This is a genomic window from Nocardioides sp. URHA0032 (genome assembly GCF_000620645.1).
Classification (GTDB): domain Bacteria; phylum Actinomycetota; class Actinomycetes; order Propionibacteriales; family Nocardioidaceae; genus Nocardioides.
Genome location: NZ_JIAV01000015.1, coordinates 113,083 through 137,364 on the forward strand (window position 1 = coordinate 113,083; position 24,282 = coordinate 137,364).

General features: G+C 69.1%; 38 protein-coding genes and 1 pseudogene. 6 read left to right on the forward strand and 33 right to left on the reverse strand.

What is annotated here, in order from left to right; translation table 11 throughout:
• Nucleotides 1-14: 14 nt before the first annotated feature.
• Nucleotides 15-362: a GntR family transcriptional regulator gene (locus tag N538_RS0104945; RefSeq protein ID WP_028636383.1), complete on the forward strand. Its 348-nt coding sequence runs from the start codon at nucleotides 15-17 to the stop codon at nucleotides 360-362.
• 79 nt (nucleotides 363-441) lie between these two features.
• On the opposite strand, the gene rplQ is transcribed toward N538_RS0104945, so the two are convergent.
• The 33 genes and pseudogenes from rplQ to rpsJ form a co-directional block, all read right to left on the reverse strand.
• Nucleotides 442-1,062, reverse strand: a complete 621-nt coding sequence (gene rplQ, locus N538_RS0104950) for a 50S ribosomal protein L17 (RefSeq protein ID WP_028636384.1) — start codon at nucleotides 1,060-1,062, stop codon at nucleotides 442-444.
• A gap of 72 nt (nucleotides 1,063-1,134) precedes the next feature.
• A complete protein-coding gene (locus tag N538_RS0104955; protein WP_028636385.1) occupies nucleotides 1,135-2,151 on the reverse strand; it encodes a DNA-directed RNA polymerase subunit alpha in 1,017 nt (338 codons plus the stop codon).
• A gap of 103 nt (nucleotides 2,152-2,254) precedes the next feature.
• Nucleotides 2,255-2,863, reverse strand: a complete 609-nt coding sequence (rpsD, locus tag N538_RS0104960; protein WP_028636386.1) for a 30S ribosomal protein S4 — start codon at nucleotides 2,861-2,863, stop codon at nucleotides 2,255-2,257.
• Between the two features lie 30 nt (nucleotides 2,864-2,893).
• A complete protein-coding gene (gene rpsK, locus N538_RS0104965; protein ID WP_028636387.1) occupies nucleotides 2,894-3,301 on the reverse strand; it encodes a 30S ribosomal protein S11 in 408 nt (135 codons plus the stop codon).
• A gap of 98 nt (nucleotides 3,302-3,399) precedes the next feature.
• Nucleotides 3,400-3,774, reverse strand: a complete 375-nt coding sequence (gene rpsM, locus N538_RS0104970; protein ID WP_028636388.1) for a 30S ribosomal protein S13 — start codon at nucleotides 3,772-3,774, stop codon at nucleotides 3,400-3,402.
• 237 nt (nucleotides 3,775-4,011) lie between these two features.
• Nucleotides 4,012-4,125, reverse strand: a complete 114-nt coding sequence (gene rpmJ, locus N538_RS0104975; protein ID WP_011757308.1) for a 50S ribosomal protein L36 — start codon at nucleotides 4,123-4,125, stop codon at nucleotides 4,012-4,014.
• Nucleotides 4,126-4,157: 32 nt separating this feature from the next.
• Nucleotides 4,158-4,379, reverse strand: coding sequence for a translation initiation factor IF-1 (infA, locus tag N538_RS0104980; protein WP_011757309.1), 222 nt, complete (start codon nucleotides 4,377-4,379; stop codon nucleotides 4,158-4,160).
• A gap of 237 nt (nucleotides 4,380-4,616) precedes the next feature.
• Nucleotides 4,617-5,633, reverse strand: a complete 1,017-nt coding sequence (locus N538_RS0104985) for an LLM class flavin-dependent oxidoreductase (protein WP_231496139.1) — start codon at nucleotides 5,631-5,633, stop codon at nucleotides 4,617-4,619.
• 55 nt (nucleotides 5,634-5,688) lie between these two features.
• Entirely contained in the window at nucleotides 5,689-6,720 is a 1,032-nt protein-coding gene (locus tag N538_RS23910) for a TerC family protein (RefSeq protein ID WP_051548799.1), read from the reverse strand.
• Nucleotides 6,721-6,863: 143 nt separating this feature from the next.
• Nucleotides 6,864-7,700, reverse strand: coding sequence for a type I methionyl aminopeptidase (gene map, locus N538_RS0104995; protein WP_028636390.1), 837 nt, complete (start codon nucleotides 7,698-7,700; stop codon nucleotides 6,864-6,866).
• Between the two features lie 85 nt (nucleotides 7,701-7,785).
• Nucleotides 7,786-8,361, reverse strand: coding sequence for an adenylate kinase (locus N538_RS0105000; protein ID WP_028636391.1), 576 nt, complete (start codon nucleotides 8,359-8,361; stop codon nucleotides 7,786-7,788).
• Between the two features lies 1 nt (nucleotide 8,362).
• Nucleotides 8,363-9,667 (reverse strand): preprotein translocase subunit SecY, encoded by a 1,305-nt coding sequence (gene secY / locus N538_RS0105005; RefSeq protein ID WP_028636392.1) that lies wholly within the window; start codon nucleotides 9,665-9,667, stop codon nucleotides 8,363-8,365.
• A gap of 165 nt (nucleotides 9,668-9,832) precedes the next feature.
• Nucleotides 9,833-10,273 carry a 50S ribosomal protein L15 gene (gene rplO, locus N538_RS0105010; protein WP_028636393.1) on the reverse strand — a complete coding sequence of 147 codons (441 nt, stop codon included), beginning with the start codon at nucleotides 10,271-10,273 and terminating at the stop codon, nucleotides 9,833-9,835.
• Between the two features lies 1 nt (nucleotide 10,274).
• Complete coding sequence (gene rpmD / locus N538_RS0105015; RefSeq protein WP_028636394.1) at nucleotides 10,275-10,457, reverse strand: 50S ribosomal protein L30; 183 nt, start codon at nucleotides 10,455-10,457, stop codon at nucleotides 10,275-10,277.
• Complete coding sequence (gene rpsE / locus N538_RS0105020) at nucleotides 10,457-11,074, reverse strand: 30S ribosomal protein S5 (protein WP_028636395.1); 618 nt, start codon at nucleotides 11,072-11,074, stop codon at nucleotides 10,457-10,459. The genes rpmD and rpsE overlap by 1 nt, the downstream gene beginning before the upstream one ends.
• A 67-nt stretch (nucleotides 11,075-11,141) precedes the next feature.
• On the reverse strand, nucleotides 11,142-11,525 hold the full coding sequence (rplR, locus tag N538_RS0105025) for a 50S ribosomal protein L18 (protein WP_028636396.1): 384 nt from the start codon (nucleotides 11,523-11,525) through the stop codon (nucleotides 11,142-11,144).
• A 2-nt stretch (nucleotides 11,526-11,527) separates the two neighbouring features.
• Nucleotides 11,528-12,067, reverse strand: coding sequence for a 50S ribosomal protein L6 (gene rplF, locus N538_RS0105030; protein ID WP_028636397.1), 540 nt, complete (start codon nucleotides 12,065-12,067; stop codon nucleotides 11,528-11,530).
• 29 nt (nucleotides 12,068-12,096) lie between these two features.
• Nucleotides 12,097-12,504, reverse strand: coding sequence for a 30S ribosomal protein S8 (rpsH, locus tag N538_RS0105035; protein WP_028636398.1), 408 nt, complete (start codon nucleotides 12,502-12,504; stop codon nucleotides 12,097-12,099).
• Between the two features lie 84 nt (nucleotides 12,505-12,588).
• Nucleotides 12,589-12,774: a type Z 30S ribosomal protein S14 gene (locus N538_RS0105040; RefSeq protein ID WP_028636399.1), complete on the reverse strand. Its 186-nt coding sequence runs from the start codon at nucleotides 12,772-12,774 to the stop codon at nucleotides 12,589-12,591.
• A 62-nt stretch (nucleotides 12,775-12,836) separates the two neighbouring features.
• The gene (rplE, locus tag N538_RS0105045; RefSeq protein ID WP_028636400.1) at nucleotides 12,837-13,415 is read right to left on the reverse strand and encodes a 50S ribosomal protein L5; all 579 of its coding nucleotides are present in this window, start codon (nucleotides 13,413-13,415) and stop codon (nucleotides 12,837-12,839) included.
• Nucleotides 13,415-13,780, reverse strand: a complete 366-nt coding sequence (gene rplX, locus N538_RS0105050; protein WP_028636401.1) for a 50S ribosomal protein L24 — start codon at nucleotides 13,778-13,780, stop codon at nucleotides 13,415-13,417. The genes rplE and rplX overlap by 1 nt, the downstream gene beginning before the upstream one ends.
• A gap of 3 nt (nucleotides 13,781-13,783) precedes the next feature.
• Nucleotides 13,784-14,152 (reverse strand): 50S ribosomal protein L14, encoded by a 369-nt coding sequence (gene rplN, locus N538_RS0105055; RefSeq protein WP_028636402.1) that lies wholly within the window; start codon nucleotides 14,150-14,152, stop codon nucleotides 13,784-13,786.
• 91 nt (nucleotides 14,153-14,243) lie between these two features.
• A complete protein-coding gene (gene rpsQ, locus N538_RS0105060) occupies nucleotides 14,244-14,519 on the reverse strand; it encodes a 30S ribosomal protein S17 (RefSeq protein ID WP_028636403.1) in 276 nt (91 codons plus the stop codon).
• Entirely contained in the window at nucleotides 14,516-14,758 is a 243-nt protein-coding gene (gene rpmC, locus N538_RS0105065) for a 50S ribosomal protein L29 (protein WP_036569531.1), read from the reverse strand. Before rpmC ends, rpsQ begins: the two co-directional genes overlap by 4 nt.
• A complete protein-coding gene (gene rplP, locus N538_RS0105070; RefSeq protein WP_028636405.1) occupies nucleotides 14,758-15,177 on the reverse strand; it encodes a 50S ribosomal protein L16 in 420 nt (139 codons plus the stop codon). Before rplP ends, rpmC begins: the two co-directional genes overlap by 1 nt.
• 4 nt (nucleotides 15,178-15,181) lie before the next feature.
• Complete coding sequence (gene rpsC, locus N538_RS0105075; RefSeq protein ID WP_028636406.1) at nucleotides 15,182-16,033, reverse strand: 30S ribosomal protein S3; 852 nt, start codon at nucleotides 16,031-16,033, stop codon at nucleotides 15,182-15,184.
• Entirely contained in the window at nucleotides 16,033-16,458 is a 426-nt protein-coding gene (gene rplV, locus N538_RS0105080; RefSeq protein ID WP_081790296.1) for a 50S ribosomal protein L22, read from the reverse strand. The genes rpsC and rplV overlap by 1 nt, the downstream gene beginning before the upstream one ends.
• Complete coding sequence (gene rpsS, locus N538_RS0105085) at nucleotides 16,455-16,736, reverse strand: 30S ribosomal protein S19 (protein ID WP_028636408.1); 282 nt, start codon at nucleotides 16,734-16,736, stop codon at nucleotides 16,455-16,457. Before rpsS ends, rplV begins: the two co-directional genes overlap by 4 nt.
• 5 nt (nucleotides 16,737-16,741) lie before the next feature.
• Nucleotides 16,742-17,578, reverse strand: coding sequence for a 50S ribosomal protein L2 (gene rplB / locus N538_RS0105090; RefSeq protein ID WP_028636409.1), 837 nt, complete (start codon nucleotides 17,576-17,578; stop codon nucleotides 16,742-16,744).
• A 29-nt stretch (nucleotides 17,579-17,607) separates the two neighbouring features.
• On the reverse strand, nucleotides 17,608-17,913 hold the full coding sequence (gene rplW / locus N538_RS0105095; RefSeq protein ID WP_028636410.1) for a 50S ribosomal protein L23: 306 nt from the start codon (nucleotides 17,911-17,913) through the stop codon (nucleotides 17,608-17,610).
• A 2-nt stretch (nucleotides 17,914-17,915) separates the two neighbouring features.
• Nucleotides 17,916-18,599, reverse strand: a pseudogene (gene rplD / locus N538_RS23915) (50S ribosomal protein L4); the annotation flags it as partial.
• Nucleotides 18,600-18,601: 2 nt separating this feature from the next.
• On the reverse strand, nucleotides 18,602-19,273 hold the full coding sequence (gene rplC, locus N538_RS0105105; protein ID WP_028636411.1) for a 50S ribosomal protein L3: 672 nt from the start codon (nucleotides 19,271-19,273) through the stop codon (nucleotides 18,602-18,604).
• Nucleotides 19,274-19,284: 11 nt separating this feature from the next.
• Nucleotides 19,285-19,593 (reverse strand): 30S ribosomal protein S10, encoded by a 309-nt coding sequence (gene rpsJ, locus N538_RS0105110; RefSeq protein ID WP_008360994.1) that lies wholly within the window; start codon nucleotides 19,591-19,593, stop codon nucleotides 19,285-19,287.
• Between the two features lie 417 nt (nucleotides 19,594-20,010).
• On the opposite strand from rpsJ, the gene N538_RS0105115 reads away from it, so the two are divergent.
• From N538_RS0105115 to N538_RS0105135, 5 genes are all read left to right on the forward strand, one after another.
• Nucleotides 20,011-20,502: a carboxymuconolactone decarboxylase family protein gene (locus N538_RS0105115; protein ID WP_028636412.1), complete on the forward strand. Its 492-nt coding sequence runs from the start codon at nucleotides 20,011-20,013 to the stop codon at nucleotides 20,500-20,502.
• Between the two features lie 171 nt (nucleotides 20,503-20,673).
• Complete coding sequence (locus N538_RS28870; protein ID WP_028636413.1) at nucleotides 20,674-21,618, forward strand: hypothetical protein; 945 nt, start codon at nucleotides 20,674-20,676, stop codon at nucleotides 21,616-21,618.
• Nucleotides 21,615-22,217 (forward strand): DUF4129 domain-containing protein, encoded by a 603-nt coding sequence (locus tag N538_RS28875; RefSeq protein WP_051548802.1) that lies wholly within the window; start codon nucleotides 21,615-21,617, stop codon nucleotides 22,215-22,217. Before N538_RS28870 ends, N538_RS28875 begins: the two co-directional genes overlap by 4 nt.
• On the forward strand, nucleotides 22,214-23,311 hold the full coding sequence (locus N538_RS23925; RefSeq protein WP_051548803.1) for a DUF4350 domain-containing protein: 1,098 nt from the start codon (nucleotides 22,214-22,216) through the stop codon (nucleotides 23,309-23,311). The genes N538_RS28875 and N538_RS23925 overlap by 4 nt, the downstream gene beginning before the upstream one ends.
• Entirely contained in the window at nucleotides 23,308-24,273 is a 966-nt protein-coding gene (locus tag N538_RS0105135; protein ID WP_028636414.1) for an AAA family ATPase, read from the forward strand. Before N538_RS23925 ends, N538_RS0105135 begins: the two co-directional genes overlap by 4 nt.
• Nucleotides 24,274-24,282: the final 9 nt, after the last annotated feature.

Genomic DNA, 24,282 nt, shown 5'->3' on the forward strand with positions numbered 1-24,282 from the left:
CTACCATGCGGGACATGCAGGTCTTCGCGCTCGACGACGCCTCGGGCGTCCCGCCGTACGAGCAGCTGCGGGTCCAGGTCGCCTCGCGCGCGGCGTCCGGCGAGCTCCCGGCCGGCACCCGGCTGCCGACGGTCCGCGCGCTGGCCGCGGAGCTGCACCTGGCCGTGAACACCGTCGCCAAGGCCTACCGGGCCCTCGAGACCGACGGCGTGATCACCACCGAGGGCCGCCGCGGCACCTTCATCGCCTCCGCGCACGACTCCGCCGCAGCACACGACGCCGCGGCGACGTACGCCGCCCTCGCCCGCCACCAGGGCCTCACCCTCCCCGAGGCCCTGAACCTCGTCGAGCGGAGCTGGTGACCGGTCCCCCGGTCGAAATGACACCGGCCCGCCAGAGCAGGTGCTCTGACGGGCCGGTGGGTGAGTACGGCGAGAGGGCTCAGGCCTTCTCGTCCTCCTCGGTGCTCTCCTCGACTGCCGGGGCCTCGTCCGCGACGGGCTCCTCCTCGGCGACGACGCTCTCCTCGGGCGACGCCTCCTCGGTGAGCTCGGTCGGAGCGTCGGCCGCGGTGTCCTCGGCGACGGTCTCGTCGACCACGGTGTCCTCGACGAGGGCGTCCTCGGCGACGGTCGACGTGGCGGTCTCGGCCGGAGCCGGGGCAGCCTCCGCGGTCTTCTTCGCCTTCGGGGCCGACGGCTTGTACGCCTCGGTCACCAGCTCGATCACGGCCATCGGCGCGTTGTCGCCCTTGCGGGGACCGATCTTGGTGATCCGGGTGTAGCCACCGGGACGCTCCGAGAACGTCGGCGCGATGTCCGTGAAGAGCGTGTGCACGACCGACTTGTCGCGGATGGTCTTGAGGACCTCGCGACGGTTGTGCAGGTCGCCCTTCTTCGCCTTGGTGATCAGCTTCTCGGCGTGCGGGCGCAGCGCGCGAGCCTTGGCCTCGGTGGTGGTGATCCGGCCGTGCTCGAAGAGCTGGGTGGCCAGGTTCGCGAGGATCAGGCGCTGGTGGGACGGGCTACCGCCGAGGCGGGGACCCTTGGTGGGCTTGGGCATTGCGTCTCTCTCATCTCTCCGGCCGTGTCAGGTACCGGGGTAGACGACCCGCGGGTGCGGGTCGATTTGGGATCAGTACTGCTCGTCCTCGACGAAGGCGTCGTCGTCGTCATCGCCGTACGCCGCGAGCGCGGCGTGCGGGTCGAAGCCGGGCGCGCTGTCCTTGAGGGACAGGCCCATCTCGACCAGCTTGGCCTTGACCTCGTCGATCGACTTCGCACCGAAGTTGCGGATGTCGAGCAGGTCCTGCTCCGAGCGGCTGATGAGCTCACCCACGGTGTGGATGCCCTCGCGCTTGAGGCAGTTGTAGGAGCGGACGGTGAGCTGCAGGTCCTCGACCGGGAGGGCGAGGTCGGCCGCGAGCTGCTCGTCGACGGGCGACGGACCGATGTCGATGCCCTCGGCCTCGACGTTGAGCTCACGGGCCAGGCCGAACAGCTCGACCAGGGTCTTGCCGGCAGAGGCGATCGCGTCGCGGGGCCGGATCGACGGCTTGGTCTCGACGTCGATGACCAGCTTGTCGAAGTCCGTGCGCTGCTCGACACGGGTGGCCTCGACCTTGTAGGTGACCTTGAGGACCGGGCTGTAGATCGAGTCGACCGGCATCCGGCCGATCTCGTTGTCCGCGCCCTTGTTCTGGACGGCGGACACGTAGCCGCGGCCACGCTCCACGACCAGCTCCATCTCCAGCTTGCCCTTGTCGGACAGGGTGGCGATCTTCAGCTCGGGGTTGTGGACCTCGACACCGGCCGGCGGCGCGATGTCCGCGGCGGTGACGTCACCGGCACCGGACTTGCGCAGGTACATGGTGACCGGCTCGTCGTGCTCCGAGGAGACGACCAGGCCCTTCAGGTTGAGGATGACCTCGGTGACGTCCTCCTTGACGCCCTCGATGGTCGAGAACTCGTGGAGGACGTTGTCGATCTTGATGCTCGTGACCGAGGCACCGGGGATCGAGCTGAGCAGGGTACGGCGGAGCGAGTTGCCCAGCGTGTAGCCGAAGCCGGGCTCCAGCGGCTCGATCACGAACCGCGAGCGGAACTCGTCGACGGACTCTTCCGACAGGGTGGGGCGCTGTGCGATGAGCACTTGTTCTTTCCTTTCCGGACCCACCCGCTATTTGACGGGCCCGAACATGCTGACGACGGAAGGTGGGTGGGGGTGCCCCGCCGAGCCGGGACACCCTCCTGTGTCACTTCTTCGAGTAGTACTCGACGATGAGCTGCTCCTGGACCGGGAGGTCGATCTGGGCCCGGACCGGGAGCTGGTGGACGAGGATGCGCATCCGCGACGGGATGGCCTCGAGCCATGCCGGGACGACGCGCTCGCCGTGGGTCTCGCGAGCCACGATGAACGGGGTCATCTCCAGCGACTTCTCACGCACGTCGATCACGTCGTGAGCGGCAACCTGGTACGACGGGATGTCGACCTTCTTGCCGTTCACCTTGAAGTGACCGTGCACGACGAGCTGGCGGGCGTGGCGACGGGTCCGGGCGAAGCCGGCGCGGTACACCACGTTGTCGAGGCGGCACTCCAGCAGCTGGAGCAGGTTGTCGCCGGTCTTGCCGGAGCGACGCGAGGCCTCGGTGTAGTAGTTGTGGAACTGCTTCTCCATCACACCGTAGGTGAAGCGCGCCTTCTGCTTCTCACGAAGCTGGAGGAGGTACTCGCTCTCCTTGATGCGGCCGCGGCCGTGCTGGCCGGGGGGGTACGGGCGACGCTCGTAGGACGAGTCGCCACCGACGAGGTCGACGCCGAGACGGCGCGACTTCCGGGTCATGGGGCCGATGTAACGGGCCATTTCTACAAGTCTCCTGTTCTCGGTCGCGGGTCAGACGCGGCGACGCTTGGGCGGGCGGCAGCCGTTGTGGGGCGTGGGCGTGACGTCCTGGATGGTGCCGACCTCGAGGCCGATCGCACCCAGGGATCGGATCGCCGTCTCGCGGCCCGAGCCCGGGCCCTTCACGAAGACGTCGATCTTCTTCATGCCGTGCTCCATCGCCCGGCGGCCCGCGGCCTCCGCGGCCATCTGCGCTGCGAACGGGGTGGACTTGCGGGAGCCCTTGAAGCCGACGGTGCCGGCCGAGGCCCACGAGATCACCGCACCGGTCGGGTCGGTGATCGTGACGATCGTGTTGTTGAACGTGCTCTTGATGTGGGCTTCGCCCGTCGCGACGTTCTTCTTCTCCTTGCGGCGCACCTTCTTGGCGCCGGCCGCGGTGCGGCTCTTGGGAGGCATGCAGTTATCTCCTGAAGTAGCTGGTCTGGTGGTTGATCAGACGGCGTTCGGTGGTCGAGTAGCAGTTCGCGAGGTACGAGCGAACGGCGTATCGAGACCTACTTGGCCTTCTTCTTGCCGGCAACCGTGCGCTTCGGACCCTTGCGGGTGCGAGCGTTGGTCTTGGTGCGCTGACCGCGGACCGGGAGGCCCTGGCGGTGACGGCGACCCTGGTAGCTGCCGATCTCGATCTTGCGACGGATGTCGGCCTGGACCTCACGACGGAGGTCACCCTCGATCTTGAAGTTGCCCTCGATCTCGTCACGGAGCTTGACCAGCTCTTCGTCACCCAGCTGGTGGACGCGCAGGTCCGGGTTCACACCGGTGGCCTGCAGGACCTGCTGGGCGCGAGTACGGCCGATGCCGTAGATGTAGGTGAGTGCGATCTCGATGCGCTTGTCGCGCGGGAGGTCGACACCAACGAGGCGTGCCATGTGGCGGTTTCCAATCGGTTGTTCGCAGCGGTTTCGGTCGTGTCGCGCCCCGGCCTCGTGTGTCCGGGCTCCGGCCGTCTGCTCCGGAGGTGTTTCGCACCGTCGTACGACGGGCTAGCGATCACGTTGTGGTGTTCAGTTGTGCTGTTCAAACATGTGTGACCCCGCTTCGCGGGCTCACACGGCGCGCTCCCCTTCGGGCATCCCTGACTTCGTCAGGTCTGCCCTCGTGGAGCTTCAGCCCTGGCGCTGCTTGTGGCGCGGGTTCTCGCAGATCACCATGACGCGGCCGTGGCGACGGATCACCTTGCACTTGTCACAGATCGGCTTGACGCTCGGCTTGACCTTCACTGTCAGGCCCTTTCGTTCGGCTGCGGATGTGCTTACTTGTAGCGGTAGACGATCCGACCCCGGGTGAGGTCGTACGGCGAGAGCTCCACCACCACGCGGTCCTCGGGGAGGATCCGGATGTAGTGCTGGCGCATCTTGCCGCTGATGTGGGCGAGAACCTTGTGACCGTTGCTCAGCTCGACGCGGAACATGGCATTCGGAAGGGCCTCCACGACGGTGCCCTCGATCTCGATCACGCCTTCTTTCTTCGGCATGTCCTCCACAATCTGTTGATCGGTTGTCTACCGTGACCCGGGAACCTCCGCCCCCTGGTGGGACGGTGGACCTCGTGAAGCCGCCAGTGGACCTCATCCCCGGGCACGCGCACGAGCCACTCCGAGGAGTGATTCGGTTGGTGTTCCGGGCAGCCGCGAGGCACCACGAAGCAGACCCACGTTGGGCCGACATGCCAGTCTAGTCGCAAACGGCGGCGAAACTCTAATCCGCCGGGGTCACGCCAGCAGGCGCAGCGTGTGCTCGCGAGCGGGGCTCGCACCCGGCTCGGTCCCGGTGAACGCACCGGCCACCGGGTGCACCATCACCTCGTCGACGCCGTACGTCGCGGCGAGCTCCTCGATCCGGGCCCGTGCGCGGTCGGGGGCGCCGATCACCCAGCGCTCGGCCATCGTCTCGAGCAGCTCGAGGTGCGCCTGCGGGAGCTCGACCTTCTCGGCCTCCTCCACGAGGCGCTGCGGGAGCAGCTCCTGGCCGGTGCGCAGGGCCAGCATGGCCTGGAGCTGCGGCAGCGCGAGCCGGGCCGCCTCCTCCTCGGTCTCCGCGACCACGGCGTTCACGGTCAGGAAGGTCTGTGGCTGCGCCAGCTCCGGCGACGGCCGGAAGCTGTCGCGGTAGAGCGCGAGCGCCTCGGCCGTGCCGCTGCCGGAGAAGTGGTGCGCGAAGACGTACGGCATCCCCTTCTCCGCGGCGAGCCGCGCCGAGTAGTCGGAGGAGCCGAGCAGCCAGATCGCGGGCACGGACGTCGCGCGCGGCGTCGCGCGCAGCGGGTAGGTCCGTCCCTGGATGCCGAGCCCGACGCCCGAGGGCTCCATCATCGCGAGCACGTTGTCGACGTACTCGGGGAACCGGTTGACCGCCTCGTCGCTCACGCCGCCGGCACCGTGGCGGAGGGCGTACGACGTGACCGGGTCGCTGCCGGGGGCCCGGCCGATGCCGAGGTCGATCCGGCCCGGGAACGCCGCCTCGAGCAGCGCGAACTGCTCGGCGACCACCAGCGGGGCGTGGTTCGGCAGCATCACGCCGCCCGAGCCGACCCGGATGCCGGACGTGGCACCGGCCACCAGCCCGATCAGCACCGGCGGGTTCGTCGCGGCGACCGCGGGCATGTTGTGGTGCTCGGCCAGCCAGTAGCGGCGGTACCCGAGCTCGTCGGCCGTCCGCGCCAGCGACAGCGTCGCCGAGACCGCGTCGGCCGTGGTCTGGTCGCTGCGGACCGGGACCAGGTCGAGCACGGACAGGACAGGACGGCGTTCGCTCACTCCTGGGCAACCGCGGCGGGAGGGCCTGCTATTCCGGCCCGGCCTCGTCCGGCGACCGCAGCGAGCTGGTGCGCTCGGCGATCTCGTCGGCCGACATGTTCCGCGACCGGGCCAGGCTGGCGATCGCCGTGACGGCCAGGGTCACCACGATCACGCCGAGGCTGGCCAGCGCGGAGATCTCGGGCACGTCGAGGGGCTCGCCCCCGTTGATGAACGGCAGCTCGTTGGTGTGCAGCGCGTGCAGGACCAGCTTCACCCCGATGAACGCGAGCACGAACGCGAGCCCCAGCGACAGGTAGATGAGCCGCTTCAGCAGTCCGCCGAGGAGGAAGTAGAGCTGGCGCAGGCCCATCAGCGCGAAGACGTTCGCGGTGAACACCAGGTAGGGCTCCTGGGTGATGCCGAAGATCGCCGGGATCGAGTCGAGCGCGAACAGCAGGTCGGTGGTGCCCAGCGCGATGATCACGATCAGCATCGGCGACACGAAGCGGGCGCCGTCGACCCGGTAGAACAGCTTGAGCCCGCGGTACTCCTCGCCGACGTTGAGGTGGCGCTGGGCGAACCTCACCACCCGGTTGTTCTCCGGGTGCTCGTCCTCGTGGCTGCGGTAGCTCCGCACCAGGGTGACGGCCGTGTAGACCAGGAACGCGCCGAACACGTAGAACACCCACGCGAAGTTCTCGATCAGCTGGTAGCCGAGCGCGATGAAGATGCCGCGGAAGACCAGCGCCAGGATGATGCCCACCATCAGGGCCTCCTGCTGGTACTCGCGGGGCACCCGCAGCGCGGCCATCAGCACGATGAACACGAACAGGTTGTCGATGGACAGCGAGTACTCGGTCAGCCAGCCGGCGTAGAACTGCACCCCGAGGTCGTGGCCGTGGGAGATCCAGATCCAGGCGCCGAACACGACGGCGGCGCCGATGTAGACGCTGAGCGCGACGATGCACTCGCGGAACGACGGCTCGTGCGGATCGCGGGCGATGACGACGACGTCGAACAGCAGCACCGCGCAGGTGACGCCGATCGTGACGGCCCATTCGATGGTGGAGATCTCCACGGTTGTGCTCCTGAGGCAGGGGACGAGTGAACGTCAGGAGTCTCTTCCGCCGTCAGCCGACGACCCACGGACCCGGAGCATGCTCGTGTTGACGAGTCCGCAGCGAAGGAATACTCCCCCCTGCGGTACCCATCCTGACACAGCTAACCGCGGCCGCCGTACTCGACGCCCAGCGCGGACAGCGCCGCCTCGCCCCCGTCGAGGGCCGTCAGCACCCAGGTGCCGGTGCTGGTCAGCGTGAAGGTGTGCTCGAAGTGGGCGGCCCAGCTGCCATCGTCGGTGACCACGGTCCAGTCGTCCTCGAGGAGCGTGGTCTCCTTGGTGCCGAGGGTGACCATCGGCTCCACGGCGAGCGCCAGGCCCTCGACCAGCTTCGGTCCCCTGCCGGGCCGGCCGTAGTTGGGCACGTTCGGCGGCTGGTGCATGGCCGTGCCGATGCCGTGGCCCGTGTAGTCCTCGAGGATGCCGTAGCGGCCCTGGCCGCGGACGTGGCGCTCGACGGCGTGGGAGATGTCGGTGACCCGGCCGCCGAGGTGCGCGGCCGCGATGCCGCGCCACATGGCCTCCTCGGTGACCCGCATCAGCTCGGTCACCTCGGCGGGCACCGCTCCGATCGCGACGGTGATCGCCGCGTCGCCGTGCCAGCCCTGGCCGGCGTCGTCGGCGACGATCGCACCGCAGTCGATCGAGATCACGTCGCCGTCGGCCAGCACCCGGCCGCCCGGGATGCCGTGCACGACCTCGTCGTTGACCGACGCGCAGATGGAGGCGGGGAAGCCGTGGTAGCCCTGGAAGGACGGGACCGCTCCGGACGAGCGGATGTTGTCCTCCGCGAGGGCGTCCAGCTCGGCGGTCGTGACACCGGCGCGGACCTGGCCGCGCAGCAGCTCGAGCGTCCGGCCGACCACGAGACCGGCCCGTCGCATCGCGTCGATCTGCTCCGGCGTCTTGATCTCGACACCACGGTCGAAGAGGGTCATCGCTGCCTCACCTCCCCCCTGGGTCTGGGCACGCCCGCCGCGGCTCGCTCGACCACCATCGGCGGGTCCGCCCCCGGGTCCCGGCTCAGGACTCCGGGACGACGTCGAGGGCGTCGAAGACTCGGGCGGTGACCTCGTCGACCTCACCCATGCCGTCGATCTCGACGACGATGCCGCGCTTCTTGTAGACCTCGATCAGCGGCTCGGTCTGCTCGAGGTAGACCTCCTGGCGGCGACGGATGACGTCCTCGGTGTCGTCCGCGCGACCCTCGACCTGCGCCCGCTGGAGCAGCCGGCTGACGATCTCGTCCTGGTCGACGGTCAGGCAGACGACCGCGTCGAGCTGGTGCCCGGTGAAGCGGATCATCCCGTCGAGCTCCTCGACCTGGGCGAGGGTGCGCGGGTAGCCGTCGAGCAGGAACCCGTTGACGGCGTCCGGGTCGTCGATGCGGTTGCGGACCATCAGGTTGGTGACCTCGTCGGGGACGTACTCGCCGGCGTCCATGTACCGCTTGGCCTGGATCCCGAGCTCGGTGCCCTCCGAGACGTTGGCGCGGAAGATGTCGCCGGTCGAGATCGCCGGGATCTTGAAGTGATCGGCGATGAACTTGGCCTGCGTTCCCTTCCCCGCACCCGGGGGGCCCATGATGATCAGTCGCATGTCAGCGCAGGAATCCTTCGTAGTTGCGCTGCTGGAGCTGGCTCTCGATCTGCTTCACCGTGTCGAGGGCGACGCCGACCATGATCAGGATGCTGGTGCCACCGAACGGGAAGTTCTGGTTGGCGCCGATCACGGCGAAGGCGATGAGCGGGATCAGGGCGATGAGACCGAGGTACAGCGCACCCGGCAGCGTGATGCGGGACAGGACGTAGGACAGGTAGTCCTCGGTCGGCTTGCCCGCCCGGATCCCGGGGATGAAGCCGCCGTACTTCTTCATGTTGTCCGCGACTTCCTGCGGGTTGAAGGTGATCGAGACGTAGAAGTAGGTGAAGAAGACGATCAGGGCGAAGAAGGTCAGCATGTACAGCGGGTGGTCGCCGCGCACGAGGTAGTCGTTGATCCAGGTCGCCCACTTGTTGTTGGGGTCGTTGTTGAACGACGCGAGCATCGCCGGCAGGTACAGCAGCGACGAGGCGAAGATGACCGGGATGACGCCGGCCTGGTTCACCTTCAGCGGGATGTAGGTCGAGGAGCCGCCGAACATCTTGCGGCCCACCATCCGGCGGGCGTACTGCACCGGGATCCGGCGCTGGGCCTGTTCCACGAAGATGACGGCGGCGATGATCACCAGTCCGATGACCAGCACGATGCCGAGGGTCCAGTAGCCCTTCGACTTCTGCACGGCCCACAGGGAGGCGGGGAAGCCGGAGACGACCTGGGTGAAGATCAGCAGCGACATGCCGTTGCCGATGCCGCGCTCGGTGATCAGCTCGCCGAGCCACATGATCACGGCGGTGCCGGCGGTCATCGTGACGACCATGACGAGGAACGTCGCGGTGCTGTCGTCGTGGAGGAGGTTCTCGTTGCAGCCCTGGAGCAGGGCGCCGGAGCGCGCGAGGGCCACGATGCCCGTCGCCTGGAGGACCGCGAGGCCCAGCGTCAGGTAGCGGGTGTACTGGGTGATCTTCGTCTGGCCGGACTGGCCCTCCTTCTTGAGGGCCTCGAGGCGCGGGATCACCACGACCAGGAGCTGCAGGATGATGCTCGCGGTGATGTACGGCATGATGCCGAGCGCGAAGATCGTCAGCTTGAGCAGCGCGCCGCCGGAGAACAGGTTGACCAGGCTGTACAGGCTGGCGTTGGAGCCACTGTTCGCGAGGTCGATGCAGGACTTGACGTTGGCGACGTCGACGCCAGGGGTCGGGATCTGGGATCCGAGCCGGAAGATCGTGATGATCAGCAGGACGAACAGCAGCTTCCGCCGCAGGTCCGGGGTCCGGAAAGCGTTCGCGAACGCGCTCAGCACGAGTTCCTCTTTCTCCAAGCGTGAAGCGGCCCCCGCGACTCACTCACGAGGACCCGGGGAAGCCTAACAGGACGCTGGGCGTCCCCCGAATGCGCGTCGGGCGCGACGCCCCTGTGCTTGCACAGGACCGTCGCGCCCTCAACGTTGGAACGGGTCACCCGCGGCTCACACCGTGGTGACGGTGCCGCCGGCGGCTTCGATCTTCTCCTTGGCGGAGCCGGAGAACGCCTGGGCGCTCACCTGGACGGCCACGGACAGGTCGCCCTGACCCAGGACCTTGACCGGGTGGCCGTCGCGGACGGCACCCTTGGCCACGAGGTCGTCGACCGTGACGGTGCCGCCCTCGGGGAAGAGCTCGCCCAGGCGGTCCAGGTTCACGACCTGGAACTCGACCTTGAACGGGTTCTTGAAGCCCTTGAGCTTCGGCAGCCGCATGTGGATGGGCATCTGGCCGCCCTCGAAGGCGGACGGGACCTGGTAGCGGGCCTTGGTGCCCTTGGTACCGCGGCCCGCGGTCTTGCCCTTCGAGCCCTCACCGCGACCCACGCGGGTCTTGGCGGTCTTGGCTCCGGGGGCCGGACGCAGGTGGTGGAGCTTGAGCGTCATGTCAGTCGACCTCCTCGACCGTCACCAGGTGACGGACGGTCTGGACCATGCCGCGGATCTCCGGGCGGTCCTCCTTGACGACCACGTCGCCGATCCGCTTGAGACCGAGCGTGCGCAGCGTCTCGCGCTGGTTCTTCTTGAGGCCCACGAGGCCCCGGTCCTGGCGGACCTTGAGCTGAGCCATCAGGAGGACACCTCCTCGGAGACGCCCGCGGGCACCTCGGCGCGCGCCTTCAGCAGCGCGGCGGGGGTGACCTGCTCGACCGTGAGGCCACGGCGGGCCGCGACGGCCTCGGGCTGCTCGAGCATCTTCAGGGCCTCGACCGTCGCGTGGACGATGTTGATCTGGTTGGACGAACCGAGCGACTTGCTCAGGACGTCGTGGATGCCGGCGCACTCGAGCACCGCACGCACCGGGCCACCCGCGATCACACCGGTACCGGGAGCGGCCGGACGGAGCAGGACCACGCCCGCCGCCTTCTCGCCCTGGACCGGGTGCGGGATGGTGCCCTGGATGCGCGGGACCTTGAAGAAGTGCTTCTTGGCCTCCTCGACACCCTTGGCGATCGCCGCCGGGACTTCCTTCGCCTTGCCGTAGCCGACGCCGACGAGACCGTCGCCGTCGCCCACGATCACGAGGGCGGTGAAGCTGAAGCGACGACCACCCTTCACGACCTTGGCGACACGGTTGATCGCAACGACGCGCTCGATGTAGGCGGTCTTCTCCGCGCCCTGGCCACGACGATCGTCGCGTCCGCCACGGCGCTCGCCACCGCGCTGTCCGCGCTGGGCTCCGCTCATGAGACTGTTCCTCTTCTCTTCCAAGCTTGAAGTACGGGGTACACGGGGTGTCCCCGTGCGTGTGCGATCAGAAGCTCAGGCCGCCCTCACGGGCGCCGTCCGCCAGGGCCGCGATGCGACCGTGGTACTTGTTGCCGGCCCGGTCGAAGACCACGCCGTCGATCCCGGCCGACTTGGCCCGCTCGGCCACCAGCTCGCCGACCTTCTTGGCCTTGGCGGTCTTGTCGCCGTCGAAGCCGCGCAGGTCCGACTCCATGGTGGACGCCGACGCGATGGTCTTGCCCACCAGGTCGTCGACGACCTGGACGGTGATGTGCTTCGACGAGCGCGTCACGACGAGGCGCGGACGCTCCGCCGTACCCGCGATCTTCTTGCGACCACGGACCTGACGACGCAGGCGCGACCTGACGCGCGACGCGGTGTGCTTGTTGTTCGAAAGCGAGATCGCCATGGTCACTTACCAGCCTTTCCGACCTTGCGGCGGATGTGCTCGCCGGCGTACCGAACGCCCTTGCCCTTGTACGGCTCGGGCTTGCGCAGCTTGCGGATGTTCGCGGCAACCTCGCCGACGAGCTGCTTGTCGATCCCCTGGACGCCGAGCCGGGTCGGGCCGTCCACCGTGAAGGTGATGCCGTCCGGGGCGTTGAAGGTGATCGAGTGGGAGTACCCGAGCTGGAACTCCAGCTGGGTGGGGCCCTTCGACAGGACGCGGTAGCCCACGCCCACGATCTCGAGCTTCTTCTCGTAGCCCTCGGTGACACCGACGACCATGTTGTTGACCAGGGTGCGGGTCAGGCCGTGGAGGGCCTTGCTCTCCCGCTCGTCGTCGGGGCGCTTGACGTCGAGGACGCCCTCACCCTGCTCGACGATGATCGGTGCCGCCACGGTGTGGGACAGGGTGCCCTTGGGGCCCTTGACCGTCACCTGCGGGCCATCGATCGCGACGTCCACGCCAGACGGGACCGCGATCGGAAGCTTGCCAATGCGCGACATGCTCTTCTACTCCTTCGCAGTTCTCGTCGTCACCAGACGTAGGCGAGGACTTCCCCACCCACGCCCTTCTGGTTGGCCTGGCGGTCGGTCAGCAGGCCCTGGCTCGTCGAGATGATCGCGACGCCCAGGCCGCCGAGCACCTTCGGGAGACCCGTGTGCTTGGCGTAGACCCGGAGACCGGGCTTGCTGATCCGGCGGACGCCCGCAATGGAGCGCTCGCGGTTGCGGCCGTACTTGAGGGTGATGGTGAGCGTCTTGCCCACCTGGCCCTCGGCCGGGTCCTTCACCTCGAACGAGGTGATGTAGCCCTCCTGCTGGAGGATCTCCGCGACGCCCTGCTTCAGCTTGCTGTACGGCATGGTCACCGCGTCGTGGTACGCCTGGTTGGCGTTGCGCAGACGGGTCAGCATGTCTGCGATCGGGTCAGTCATCGTCATGATGGAGTTTCTTTCTCGTCGTGGTTTCGCCCACCGCGCCCATCTCCTGGGCTGTCCGGGCGACCTTCAACGTGTGTGAGGTGATTACCAGGAGGACTTGGTGACGCCGGGAAGCTCGCCACGGTGTGCCATCTCCCGGAGGCAGATGCGGCACAGGCCGAACTTGCGGTAGACGGCCTTGGGCCGGCCGCAGCGCTGGCAGCGGGTGTAGCCGCGCACCGCGAACTTCGGCTTGCGAGCGGCCTTGACCCTGAGAGCGGTCTTCGCCATGTCAGTTCTCCTTGCTCTGCTGGAAGTTCAATCCAGCCTGAAAGCTCGACTTCGTCATCGCCTCAGGCCTCCTTGAACGGGAAGCCGAGCTGCTTCAGCAGCGCGCGACCCTGCTCGTCGTTGGTGGCGGTGGTGACGATCGTGATGTCCATGCCCCGCGAGCGGTCGATCCGGTCCTGGTCGATCTCGTGGAACATGACCTGCTCGGTGAGACCGAACGTGTAGTTGCCCCGGCCGTCGAACTGGTTCGGGTTCAGGCCGCGGAAGTCGCGGATGCGCGGGAGCGCGAGCGAGAGCAGCCGGTCCAGGAACTCCCACATCCGGTCGCCGCGCAGCGTGGTGTGCGCACCGATCGGCATGCCCTCGCGCAGCTTGAACTGCGCGATGGACTTGCGGGCCTTGGTCACGAGCGGCTTCTGCCCGGTGATCGCGGTGAGGTCCTTGACCGCACCCTCGATCAGCTTCGAGTCACGAGCCGCCTCGCCGACGCCCATGTTGACCACGATCTTGGTCAGCCCGGGCACCTGCATGACGTTCGCGATGTCGAACTCCGAGCGCAGCGCGGGCAGGATCTCCTCGCGGTACCGCGTCTTGAGACGCGGCGTGACCGCGGCAGAAGCGGTGGTCTGGGTCTCGGTCATCAGATTTCCTTGCCGGTCTTGCGGGAGATGCGCACGGAGCGCTCCGCCTCGTACGTCGAGCCGTCGGGACGACGCTTGGTGACCTTGTCGCGGCGGAAGCCGATGCGGGTCACGCCGTCGCCGTCGACGAGCATCACGTTGGACACGTGGATCGGGGCCTCGGCGGTGATGATGCCGCCGGTGGTGCCGGCGCGGCCGCCCTGGTTGACGACCTTGGTGTGCCGCTTGATGCGGTTGACACCCTCGACGATCACCCGCTGCTCCTCACGGAGCACCTGGATGACCTTGCCCTCGGCGCCCTTGTCCTTGCCGGCGATCACCTTGACGGTGTCGCCCTTCTTGATGTTCACGGTCTTCTTGGCCATGGCTCAGAGCACCTCCGGCGCGAGCGAGATGATCTTCATGAACTTCTTCTCGCGCAGCTCGCGACCCACCGGGCCGAAGATGCGGGTGCCGCGCGGCTCGCCGTCGCTCTTGAGGATGACGGCGGCGTTCTCGTCGAAGCGGATGTACGAACCGTCCGGACGACGACGCTCCTTGACGGTGCGCACGACGACCGCCTTGACGACGTCACCCTTCTTCACGTTGCCACCGGGGATCGCGTCCTTGACGGTGGCGACGATGACGTCACCGATACCGGCGTAGCGGCGACCCGAGCCACCGAGAACACGGATGCAGAGGATCTCCTTCGCACCGGTGTTGTCGGCGACCTTGAGTCGCGACTCCTGCTGAATCATTTCTTCTCCTATGTCGTGCCGGTTCTCAGTGCCTCAACGGCAGTGAGCCTGGCCGAACCCTGGGTTGAATTCCGGGCTGCGCCCGGGGGGATTACTTGGCCTTCTCGAGGATCTCGACGACGCGCCAGCGCTTGGTGGCGGACAGCGGGCGGGTCTCCATGAGGAGCACGCGGTCGCCGATGCCGCACTCGTTGTTCTCGTCGTGCGCCTTGTACTTGCTGGTCCGGCGAAGGACCTTGCCGTACATGGCGTGCTTGACGCGGTCCTCGACGGACACGACGACGGTCTTGTCCATCTTGTCGCTGACGACCAGGCCCTCGCGGACCTTGCGGGCGTGGCGGTCAGTTGCCTGAGCCTGCTCGCTCATGCGGCACCATCCTCGTTGCTGTCCTGACCCGGAGCGGTCCGGATGCCGAGCTCGCGCTCACGCACCACGGTGTAGATCCGGGCGATGTCCTTCTTGACCGTGCGGAGCCGGCCATGGCTCTCCAGCTGGCCGGTGGCCGCCTGGAAGCGGAGGTTGAAGAGCTCCTCCTTGGCCTCGCGCAGCTTGGCCTCCAGGTCGACGGCGTTCAGCTCGTCGAGCTCGTGCGACTTGGTCGCCATCAGAATTCACCTGCCTCACGGGAGACGAAGCGGCACTTCATCGGGAGCTTGTGCATCGCGCGGCGCATCGCCTCGCGGGCAGTTCCCTCATCCACACCGGAGAGTTCGAACATGACACGGCCGGGCTTCACGTTGGCGATCCACCATTCCGGGGAACCCTTGCCGGAACCCATCCGGGTCTCGGCAGGCTTCTTGGTCAGCGGGCGGTCCGGGTAGATGTTGATCCACACCTTGCCGCCGCGCTTGATGTGACGGGTCATCGCGATACGGGCCGACTCGATCTGGCGGTTGGTCACGTAGTGACCCTCGACCGCCTGGATCCCGAAGTCGCCGAACGCGAGGCGGGTGCCGCCCTTGGCCGCACCGGTCCGCTTGGGGTGGTGCTGCTTGCGGTGCTTCACACGACGGGGCATCAGCATGTCGTCAGCCCTCCTGGGTCTCGGCCGGGGTGGTGGCCTGCGCGGTGTCGCCACCGGCCGGCGCCTCGGTCACGGCAGGAGCGTCGCCGCCGCGGTCCGCACGCGTCGGACGGTCGCCGCGCGAGCCACGGCTCGGACGGTCGCCGCCACGCTCGCCACCACGCTGGGGACGGCCACCGCGGCCGGGAACACCGGCGCGGGCGGCAGCCTGGGCCTGGCGCTCGGCACGGGTGCCGGCGACCTCGCCCTTGTAGATCCAGACCTTCACGCCGATCCGGCCGAAGGTCGTGCGGGCCTCGTAGAAGCCGTAGTCGATGTCGGCGCGCAGCGTGTGCAGCGGGACGCGGCCCTCGCGGTAGAACTCGGTGCGCGACATCTCGGCGCCGTTGAGGCGGCCGGAGCACTGGATCCGGATGCCCTTGGCACCCGAGCGCATCGAGGTCTGCATGGCCTTGCGCATCGCGCGGCGGAACTGCACGCGGCCGCTGAGCTGCTCGGCCACACCCTGGGCGACCAGCTGCGCATCGATCTCGGGGTTCTTGACCTCGAGGATGTTGAGCTGGACCTGCTTGCCGGTGAGCTTCTCGAGCTCACCGCGGATGCGGTCGGCCTCGGCGCCGCGGCGTCCGATCACGATGCCCGGACGAGCGGTGTGGATGTCCACCCGCACCCGGTCCCGGGTGCGCTCGATCTCCACCTTGGCGATGCCGGCCCGCTCCATGCCCTTGGAGAGCAGCTTGCGGATGGCGACGTCCTCGCCGACGTACGACTTGTAGAGCTTGTCGGCGTACCAACGGCTCTTGTGGTCGGTCGAGATGCCGAGGCGGAAGCCGTTCGGGTTGATCTTCTGGCCCATCAGGCCTTCCGTCCCTTCTTCTCTGCCACGACCGCCGCCGGCTGGACGGCCAGCGTGATGTGGCTGGTGCGCTTGTTGATGCGCGTCGCTCGGCCCTGGGCGCGCGGGCGCCAGCGCTTCATCGTCGGGCCCTCGTCCACCTGGGCGACGGAGACGATCAGGTCACCGCGGTCGAGACCCTCGGTGGTCTCGGCGTTGGCGATCGCGCTCTCGAGGACCTTGTAGACGGTCTCGGAGGCGGCCTGCGGCGCGAACTGCAGCAGCGACAGGGCATCGTCGACGGGCAGGCCGCGGACCATGTCGACGACACGGCGGGCCTTCATCGGGGTGATCCGCGTGTAACGCGCGCTGGCGAACGCGCCCGGCTGGTCGCCGAGCAGCGACTCGCGGCGCGAGCTGACGCGCTGGCGGTCGGTGGTGCTCATCGACGGCGCCCCTTCCGGTCTTCCTTGACGTGCCCGCGGTAGGTGCGGGTGGGAGCGAACTCCCCGAGCTTGTGGCCGACCATCGCGTCGGTCACGAACACCGGGACGTGCTTGCGACCGTCGTGCACGGCGATCGTGTGACCGATCATGTCGGGCACGATCATCGACCGGCGCGACCAGGTCTTGATGACGTTGTGCGAGCCCTTCTCGTTCTCGGCGTCCACCTTCTTCTGCAGGTGGTCGTCGACGAAGGGGCCCTTCTTCAGGCTGCGAGGCATCTCAGTTACTTCCTACCCTTGCCGGACTTGCGACGGCGGATGATCTGGGAGTCGGAGGCCTTGCGCTTGCGCGTACGGCCCTCGGGCTTGCCCCAGGGCGAGACCGGGTGGCGGCCACCGGAGGTCTTGCCCTCACCACCACCGTGCGGGTGGTCGACCGGGTTCATGACCACACCACGGACGGTCGGGCGCTTGCCCTTCCACCGCATGCGGCCGGCCTTGCCCCAGTTGATGTTCGACTGCTCGGCGTTGCCGACCTCGCCGACCGTGGCGCGGCAGCGGACGTCGACGAAGCGCATCTCGCCCGAAGGCATGCGCAGCGTCGCGCGGCTGCCCTCACGGGCGACCAGCTGGGCGCTGTTGCCGGCGGAGCGGGCGATCTTCGCACCGCCACCGGGCCGCAGCTCCACGCAGTGGATCGTGGTGCCGACCGGGATGTTGCGCAGCGGCAGGTTGTTGCCGGGCTTGATGTCGGCGTTCGTGCCCGACTCGATCCGGGTGCCCTGCGCCAGGTCCTTCGGCGCGATGATGTAGCGCTTCTCGCCGTCGGCGTAGTGCAGCAGCGCGATGCGCGCGGTGCGGTTCGGGTCGTACTCGATGTGCGCGACCTTCGCCGGGACACCGTCCTTGTCGTAGCGACGGAAGTCGATGATGCGGTACGCGCGCTTGTGACCGCCGCCCTGGTGCCGGGTGGTGATCCGGCCCTGGTTGTTGCGGCCGCCCTTCTTGGGCAGCGGACGCGTCAGCGACTTCTCCGGAGTGGTCCGGGTGATCTCGACGAAGTCGGCGACCGACGAGCCGCGACGGCCCGGGGTAGTCGGCTTGTACTTGCGGATAGCCATGTGTCTTCAGTCCTCGTTCCAGCGCCCGGTCAGGAGACCGGACCTCCGAAGATGTCGATGCGGTCGCCCTCGGCGAGGCTGACGATCGCGCGCTTGGTGTCCTTGCGCTTGCCGAGGCCGTTGCGGGTACGGCGCGTCTTGCCGGCGCGGTTGATCGTGTTGACCGACGTCACCTTGACGTTGAACACCTTCTCGACCGCGATCTTGATCTCGGTCTTGTTCGCGTCCGGGTGCACCAGGAAGGTGTACTTGTTCGCGTCGAGGAGGCCGTAGCTCTTCTCGGACACGACCGGCGCGAGCAGGATGTCGCGGTGGTCCTTGTGCAGGGTGCTCACTTGGCAGCCTCCTCAGTGGCCTTGGTCGCGCCGCCCACGAAGGCGTCGAACGCGGCCTTCGTGAAGACGACGTCGTCGGAGGCCAGCACGTCGTAGGTGTTCAGCTGGTCGACCGCGACGATGTGCACCTCGGGCGCGTTGCGCAGCGACAGCCAGGTGACGGTGTCGGCGCGGTCCAGCACCACGAGGAAGTTGCCGCGCTCCGAGACCGACGCCAGCGCCTTGAGCGCCGCCTTGGTCGACGGGGCGTCGGCGCTGATCAGCGAGTCCACGACGTGGATGCGGTCGTTGCGCGCCCGGTCGGACAGGGCACCGCGCAGGGCGGCGGCCTTCATCTTCTTGGGGGTGCGCTGGTCGTACTTGCGCGGCTGCGGTCCGTGGACGGTGCCACCGCCGGCGAACTGCGGGGCGCGGGTCGAGCCCTGGCGGGCGCGGCCGGTGCCCTTCTGCTTGTAGGGCTTGCGGCCACCGCCGCGGACCTCGCCGCGGGTCTTGGTGGCGTGCGTGCCCTGGCGCGCAGCGGCCTGCTGGGCCACGACGACCTGGTGGATCAGCGGGACGTTCAGCTCGACGTCGAAGATCTCCGCGGGCAGGTCGACCTTGGCCTTCTTCGGGGCGGCGGTCTTCTTGGCGGCGGTCTTCTTCGCTGCCGGCTTCTCGGTGGCCGTGTTGTCAGAGTTCGGCATGCTCAGGCCTCCTTGCCAGAAGTGACGGAGTTCTTGGCGGCCGAGCGGAGGACCACGAGTCCACCCTTGGGGCCGGGGACCGCGCCCTTGAGGAGGATCAGGCCCCTCTCGGTGTCGACGGCGTGCACGGTGACGTTCTGGGTGGTGACGGTGTCGCTACCCATCCGGCCGGCCATGCGGACGCCCTTGAACACACGACCCGGGGTGGCGCAGGCGCCGATCGAGCCCGGCTTGCGGTGGTTGCGGTGGGCACCGTGCGAGGCGGACACGCCGTGGAAGCCGTGCCGCTTCATGACGCCGGCGAAGCCCTTGCCCTTGCTGGTGCCGGTCACGTCGATCTCCTCGCCGGCGGCGAAGGTGTCGACGGCCAGCTCCTGGCCGACGGTGTACTCCGTGGCGAGGGCGGTGCGGATCTCCACCACGTGGCGGCGCGGGGTGACCCCGGCCTTGCCGAAGTGGCCCGCCTTGGGCTTGGTCACCTTGCGGCCGTCGATCTCGCCGTACCCGACCTGGACGGCGTTGTAGCCGTCGGTCTCGGGCGTACGAACCTGGGTGACCACGTTCGTGCTGGCGGCGATGACGGTCACGGGGACGACGCGGTTGTTCTCGTCCCAGACCTGGGTCATGCCGAGCTTCTCGCCCAGCAGGCCCTTCACGTTGCGTTCGAAAGTCATGTCGTCGAACCTCAGAGCTTGATCTCGATGTCGACGCCGGCAGGCAGGTCGAGGCGCATCAGCGAGTCGACGGTCTTCGGCGTGGGGTCGATGATGTCGATGAGGCGCTTGTGGGTGCGCATCTCGAAGTGCTCGCGGGAGTCCTTGTACTTGTGCGGCGAGCGGATGACGCAGTACACGTTCTTCTCGGTCGGCAGCGGCACCGGGCCGGCGACCTTGGCACCCGTGCGGGTGACGGTGTCCACGATCTTGCGCGCCGAGGTGTCGATCACCTCGTGGTCATAGGCCTTGAGCCTGATGCGGATCTTCTGTCCCGCCATAGGTCTCTCTCGTCCTCACTCGTTCAGTACCGCGTGCGTTGTGTCCGGGACGTCCTCCGGCTTGAGTCGGTCCCCGTTCCTTCTTCTCCCACCGCTCCCCCTCCGACCCCCGCGGTCGGGCGTGTCGTCCTCGTGGAGCGCGACACGAGACCGGGATCTCGAGTTGGTGGGTGGTGGTGCCCGGCCAAGCCGGACGAATCGGGTCTCCAGGTTCGGTGCGGCGCACGCCAGACCACTGTGCCTGTGATGGCAGAACCATCGGGAGACGCGATTCAGTAGTCAAGCTGTGTGCCGTACCCCGGCAACCCGCCGAAGCAACCGGACCATCTTGACAGAGATCGCGCAGCAGGCCAAATCCGGCGACGAAGACTCGGACGGAAGCTAGAACGCGTTCCAGAAACCGGGCTATCGTGCCGCATGATCATCGACCTGCCGGAGGGCGTGGACCCCATCATGCACGTCTGGGGCGACATGGTCCCGCACATCGGCGTCGCCGCCTCGCGGTTCTCGATGAGCGTCTACGAGCACACCACGCTCGGTCTCCGCGAGTTCGAGGCGGCGCGGCTGCGGATCGCCCAGGTCAACGGGTGCCTGTTCTGCCAGGACTGGCACACCGAGCGCGACGGCGTGACGGTCGAGGACACCTTCCCCGCGGCCGTCGAGGGCTGGCGGACCAGCCGGGACCTCGACGACCGGGCCCGGCTCGCGGCCGAGTACGCCGAGCGGTACGCGCTGGACCACCACGGGCTCGATGACGCGTTCTGGACCCGGATGAAGGCCCACTACAGCGACCGGGAGATCGTCGAGCTCTCGATGTGCCTGGGGTCCTGGCTGGCCTTCGGGCGGCTCAACCGCGTCCTCGGGCTCGACGCCGAGTGCGTGCTGCCGAGCGGCTTCGCCCACCGCTAGGCCGGCCCCGACCACTAGGTTGATCCCGTGTCGGGGGATCGGTCCTACCCACCGCCGGGCAGTCCGCCGCCCGGCGGGCCGCCCCCGCCCGGATGGATGCCACCGCCCGCGCCGCCGCGCCAGGTCTGGGCGCCGTCCCCGCCGAGCGGGTCACCCGGCGTTCCTCGCGGGATGCTCGGCGCCGCGCACAAGCCCGGCGCGATCCCGTTGCGACCGCTGAACCTCGGGGACATGTACGACGCGGCGTTCCGCATCATCCGGTTCAACCCCCGGGCCACCGTCGGCTCGAGCGTGCTGGTCGCGGCGGTCTCCATGGCGCTGCCGGTGCTGCTGACCGCGATCCTGACGTTCGCCGTGGACCTCACCTCCGACGGCTCGGGCGACCTCTCGACCGGTGAGGCGATCGCGATCGCAGGCACCACCGGCTCGTTGCTGCTCGGCAGCGTGCTCCAGTCGATCGGCCTGCTGCTGGTCACCGGGATGGTCGCCCACGTGGTGTCGGCGGCCGCGATCGGTCGCCGGCTGACCCTGGGTGAGGCCTGGGCCGCGACGCACGGCTCGCGATGGCGACTGGTCGGCCTGACCCTGCTGCTGGGCCTGATGGTGCTCGGCCTGCTGGCCGCGTACGGCGCGGTCTGGGTGGTGCTCGCCCTGGTCGCCCCCACCTGGTTCCTCGTCGTCTTCGGCGTCGTCACCGCGCCGGCGTTCCTCGCCTTCCTCGTGTGGTGGTGGGTGCGCGTGTACTACCTGCCCGTCCCGCCGCTGATGATCGAGCGGATCGGGATCACCGCCGCGATCGGCCGGGCGTTCCGGCTGACCCGCAGGCAGTTCTGGCGGACGCTCGGGATCGGCCTCCTGACGCTGGTCGTCGCCGGGATCGCCGGCAGCCTGCTGGCCCTACCGTTCACGATCGCCGCCCAGATCGTGCCCCTGGCGATGTCCGGCAGCCAGTACTTCGCGATCGTGACCGTGGTGCTCACCGCGCTCGGCACCGTCGTGCAGGCGGCGTTCGTGACGCCGTTCAGCGCCGCGGTCACCTCGCTGCAGTACCTGGACCAGCGGATGCGCAAGGAGGCGTACGACGTCGAGCTGATCGCCCGGGCCGGCATCACGTGACCATCGAGCCGCCCCTCGATCCCTCCGCCGACGAGGCCCGCCACCTGCTCGAGCGCGAGCTCGTGCACCCGGAGTACCACCGGCACGACGTGCTCGGACAGCTCCTGGACTGGCTCGACCGGTTCGTCGCCGGCACCGTCGACGCGGCCTCGGCCGCACCCCCGCTGTCGACGTTCCTGGCGATGGTGGCCTTCCTGCTCCTCGCGCTCGCGCTCGGGTGGCTGCTCTCGCGGGCCCGGCGAACCGCGCGCGCCGAGCGGACCGGCGCGGTCGTCGCGTCCGACGAGGTCCTGAGCGCTGCCGAGCTGCGCCGCCGCGCCGAGCTGGCGCTGGCGGCGGGCCGGAACGCGGAGGCGGTGGTCGAGGGGTTCCGGGCGCTCGCCGTGCGCCAGGTCGAGCGCGGGTGGCTCGACGACCTGCCCGGCGCCACCGCGCACGAGGTCGCAGCTGCGGTGGGCACCGCGCACCCGGAGGCACGCGCCCGGGTCGACCGGACCGCGGCGCTCTTCGACGAGGTCCGGTACGGCGACCGCCCCGCCTCCCGCGACCAGGCGGCCGACGTGCTCGCCCTCGACGACGCACTGGCGGGCCGCTCGTGAGCTGGGTGCGCCGGCACCGCGCGCTGCTCCTCGTCCTGACCGGCCTCGTCGTGGCGGTGGCGATCGTGGCCGTCACCGACGCCCGCACCACCAGCGGTGGCCGGCTCGACCCGGACAACCCCGACCCGGCCGGCGCCCAGGCGGTGGTCCGGGTGCTCGCCGACCAGGGGGTCGACGTGACCGTCGTGCGCGACGCGGACGCACTCGACCGGACGGCGGTGGACGCGGACACGACCGTGGTGGTCACCTCGACCGACCAGCTCGGGCGCAGCACGATCCGGCGGCTGCGGACCCACACCGCGGACGCGACCCTGGTGCTGGTCGAGCCCGGCCCCGGCACCACACGTGCCCTCGGGGTGAAGGCGCCGCCCTCCGCGGTCACGATGACCGAGGCGCGGCCCGCGGACTGCGACGAGCCGCGCTACGACGGCCTGGACGTCGTGGTCGACCGCGGCGTGGAGTACCCCGTCGACGGCAGCTGCTTCGGCGGCCTCCTGGCCGAGCCCGCCGCGGGGACCGTGCTCCTCGGCGCAGGCGACGCCCTGTCCAACGACCAGGTGCTGCGCGCCGGGAACGCCGCGGTCGCCCTGCGCCTGCTCGGTGAGCACCCGCGCCTGGTCTGGTACGTGCCGAGCCTCGACGACCTGGTGGCCGATGACGGGGTCAGCCTCGCGACGCTGCTGCCCGACTGGCTCCGGCCGGCGCTGTGGCTGGGGCTGCTGACCGTGATCGCCCTGATGCTGTGGCGGGGCCGCCGGTTCGGCGCCCTCGCCACGGAGCCGCTGCCGGTGGTCGTCAAGGCGATCGAGACGACCCGGAGCCGCGGCCGGCTGTACCGGAAGGCCGGCGACCGCGGGCACGCGGCCGCCGCCCTGCGTGCCGCGGCCCGCGAACGCGCCGCGACCCGGCTGCGCCTCGGCGCCCACCCCGACCCGGCGGTGCTGGTGCGCGAGCTCGCCCGCCAGACCGGCCGTCCGGCCGAGGACATCGAGCGGCTGCTCGGACCGACCGCGCCGGCACCCACCACCGACCACGACCTGATCACCCTGGCCAGCAGCCTGGCCGAGCTCGACCGAGAGGTACGCCGACCATGACCGAGATCTCCTCCGGTGACGCCCGTGAGCGGCTGGCCGCCGTACGCGCCGAGGTCGCCAAGGCCGTCGTCGGCCAGGACGCCGCGGTGTCCGGGCTCCTCGTCGCCCTGCTGTGCGGCGGGCACGTGCTCATGGAGGGCGTGCCGGGCGTCGCGAAGACGCTGCTCGTGCGCACGCTCGCCGCGGCGCTCTCGGTGGACACCCGTCGGGTGCAGTTCACCCCGGACCTGATGCCGGGCGACATCACCGGCTCGATGGTGATCGACAGCAACTGCGGCGAGCTGAGCTTCCGCGAGGGCCCGATCTTCACGAACCTGCTGCTCGCCGACGAGATCAACCGGACGCCGCCCAAGACGCAGTCCGCCCTCCTGGAGGCGATGGAGGAGGGCCAGGTGTCGGTCGACGGCGTCTCCCGGCAGCTGCCCCGGCCCTTCCTGGTGGCGGCGACCCAGAATCCGGTCGAGTACGAGGGCACCTACCCGCTGCCCGAGGCCCAGCTGGACAGGTTCCTGCTCAAGGTGGTGCTGCCGATCCCCGACCGCGAGGCCGAGCTGGAGATCCTGCACCGGCACGCGTCCGGGTTCGACCCGCGCGACGTCGCGGGCGCCGGTGTGACAGCCGTCGCCGGGGCCGACGACATCGACGCCGGACGCCGGGCGGTCGCTGCGGTGCAGGTCTCCCCCGAGGTGACCGGCTACATCGTCGACATCGCCCGGGCGACCCGGGAGTCGCCGTCGCTGAGCCTGGGCGTGAGCCCGCGCGGTGCCACCGCGCTGCTGCGCTCGGCGCGGGCCTGGGCCTGGCTGACGGGTCGCGACTTCGTGACGCCAGACGACGTCAAGGCGCTCGCCCACGCGACGCTGGTGCACCGGCTCGGCCTGCGGCCCGAGGCCGAGCTCGAGGGCGTCGACGTCGCCCAGGTCCTCGCGTCCGCCCTCGGCTCGGTGCCGGTGCCGCGGTGATGGCGGGCT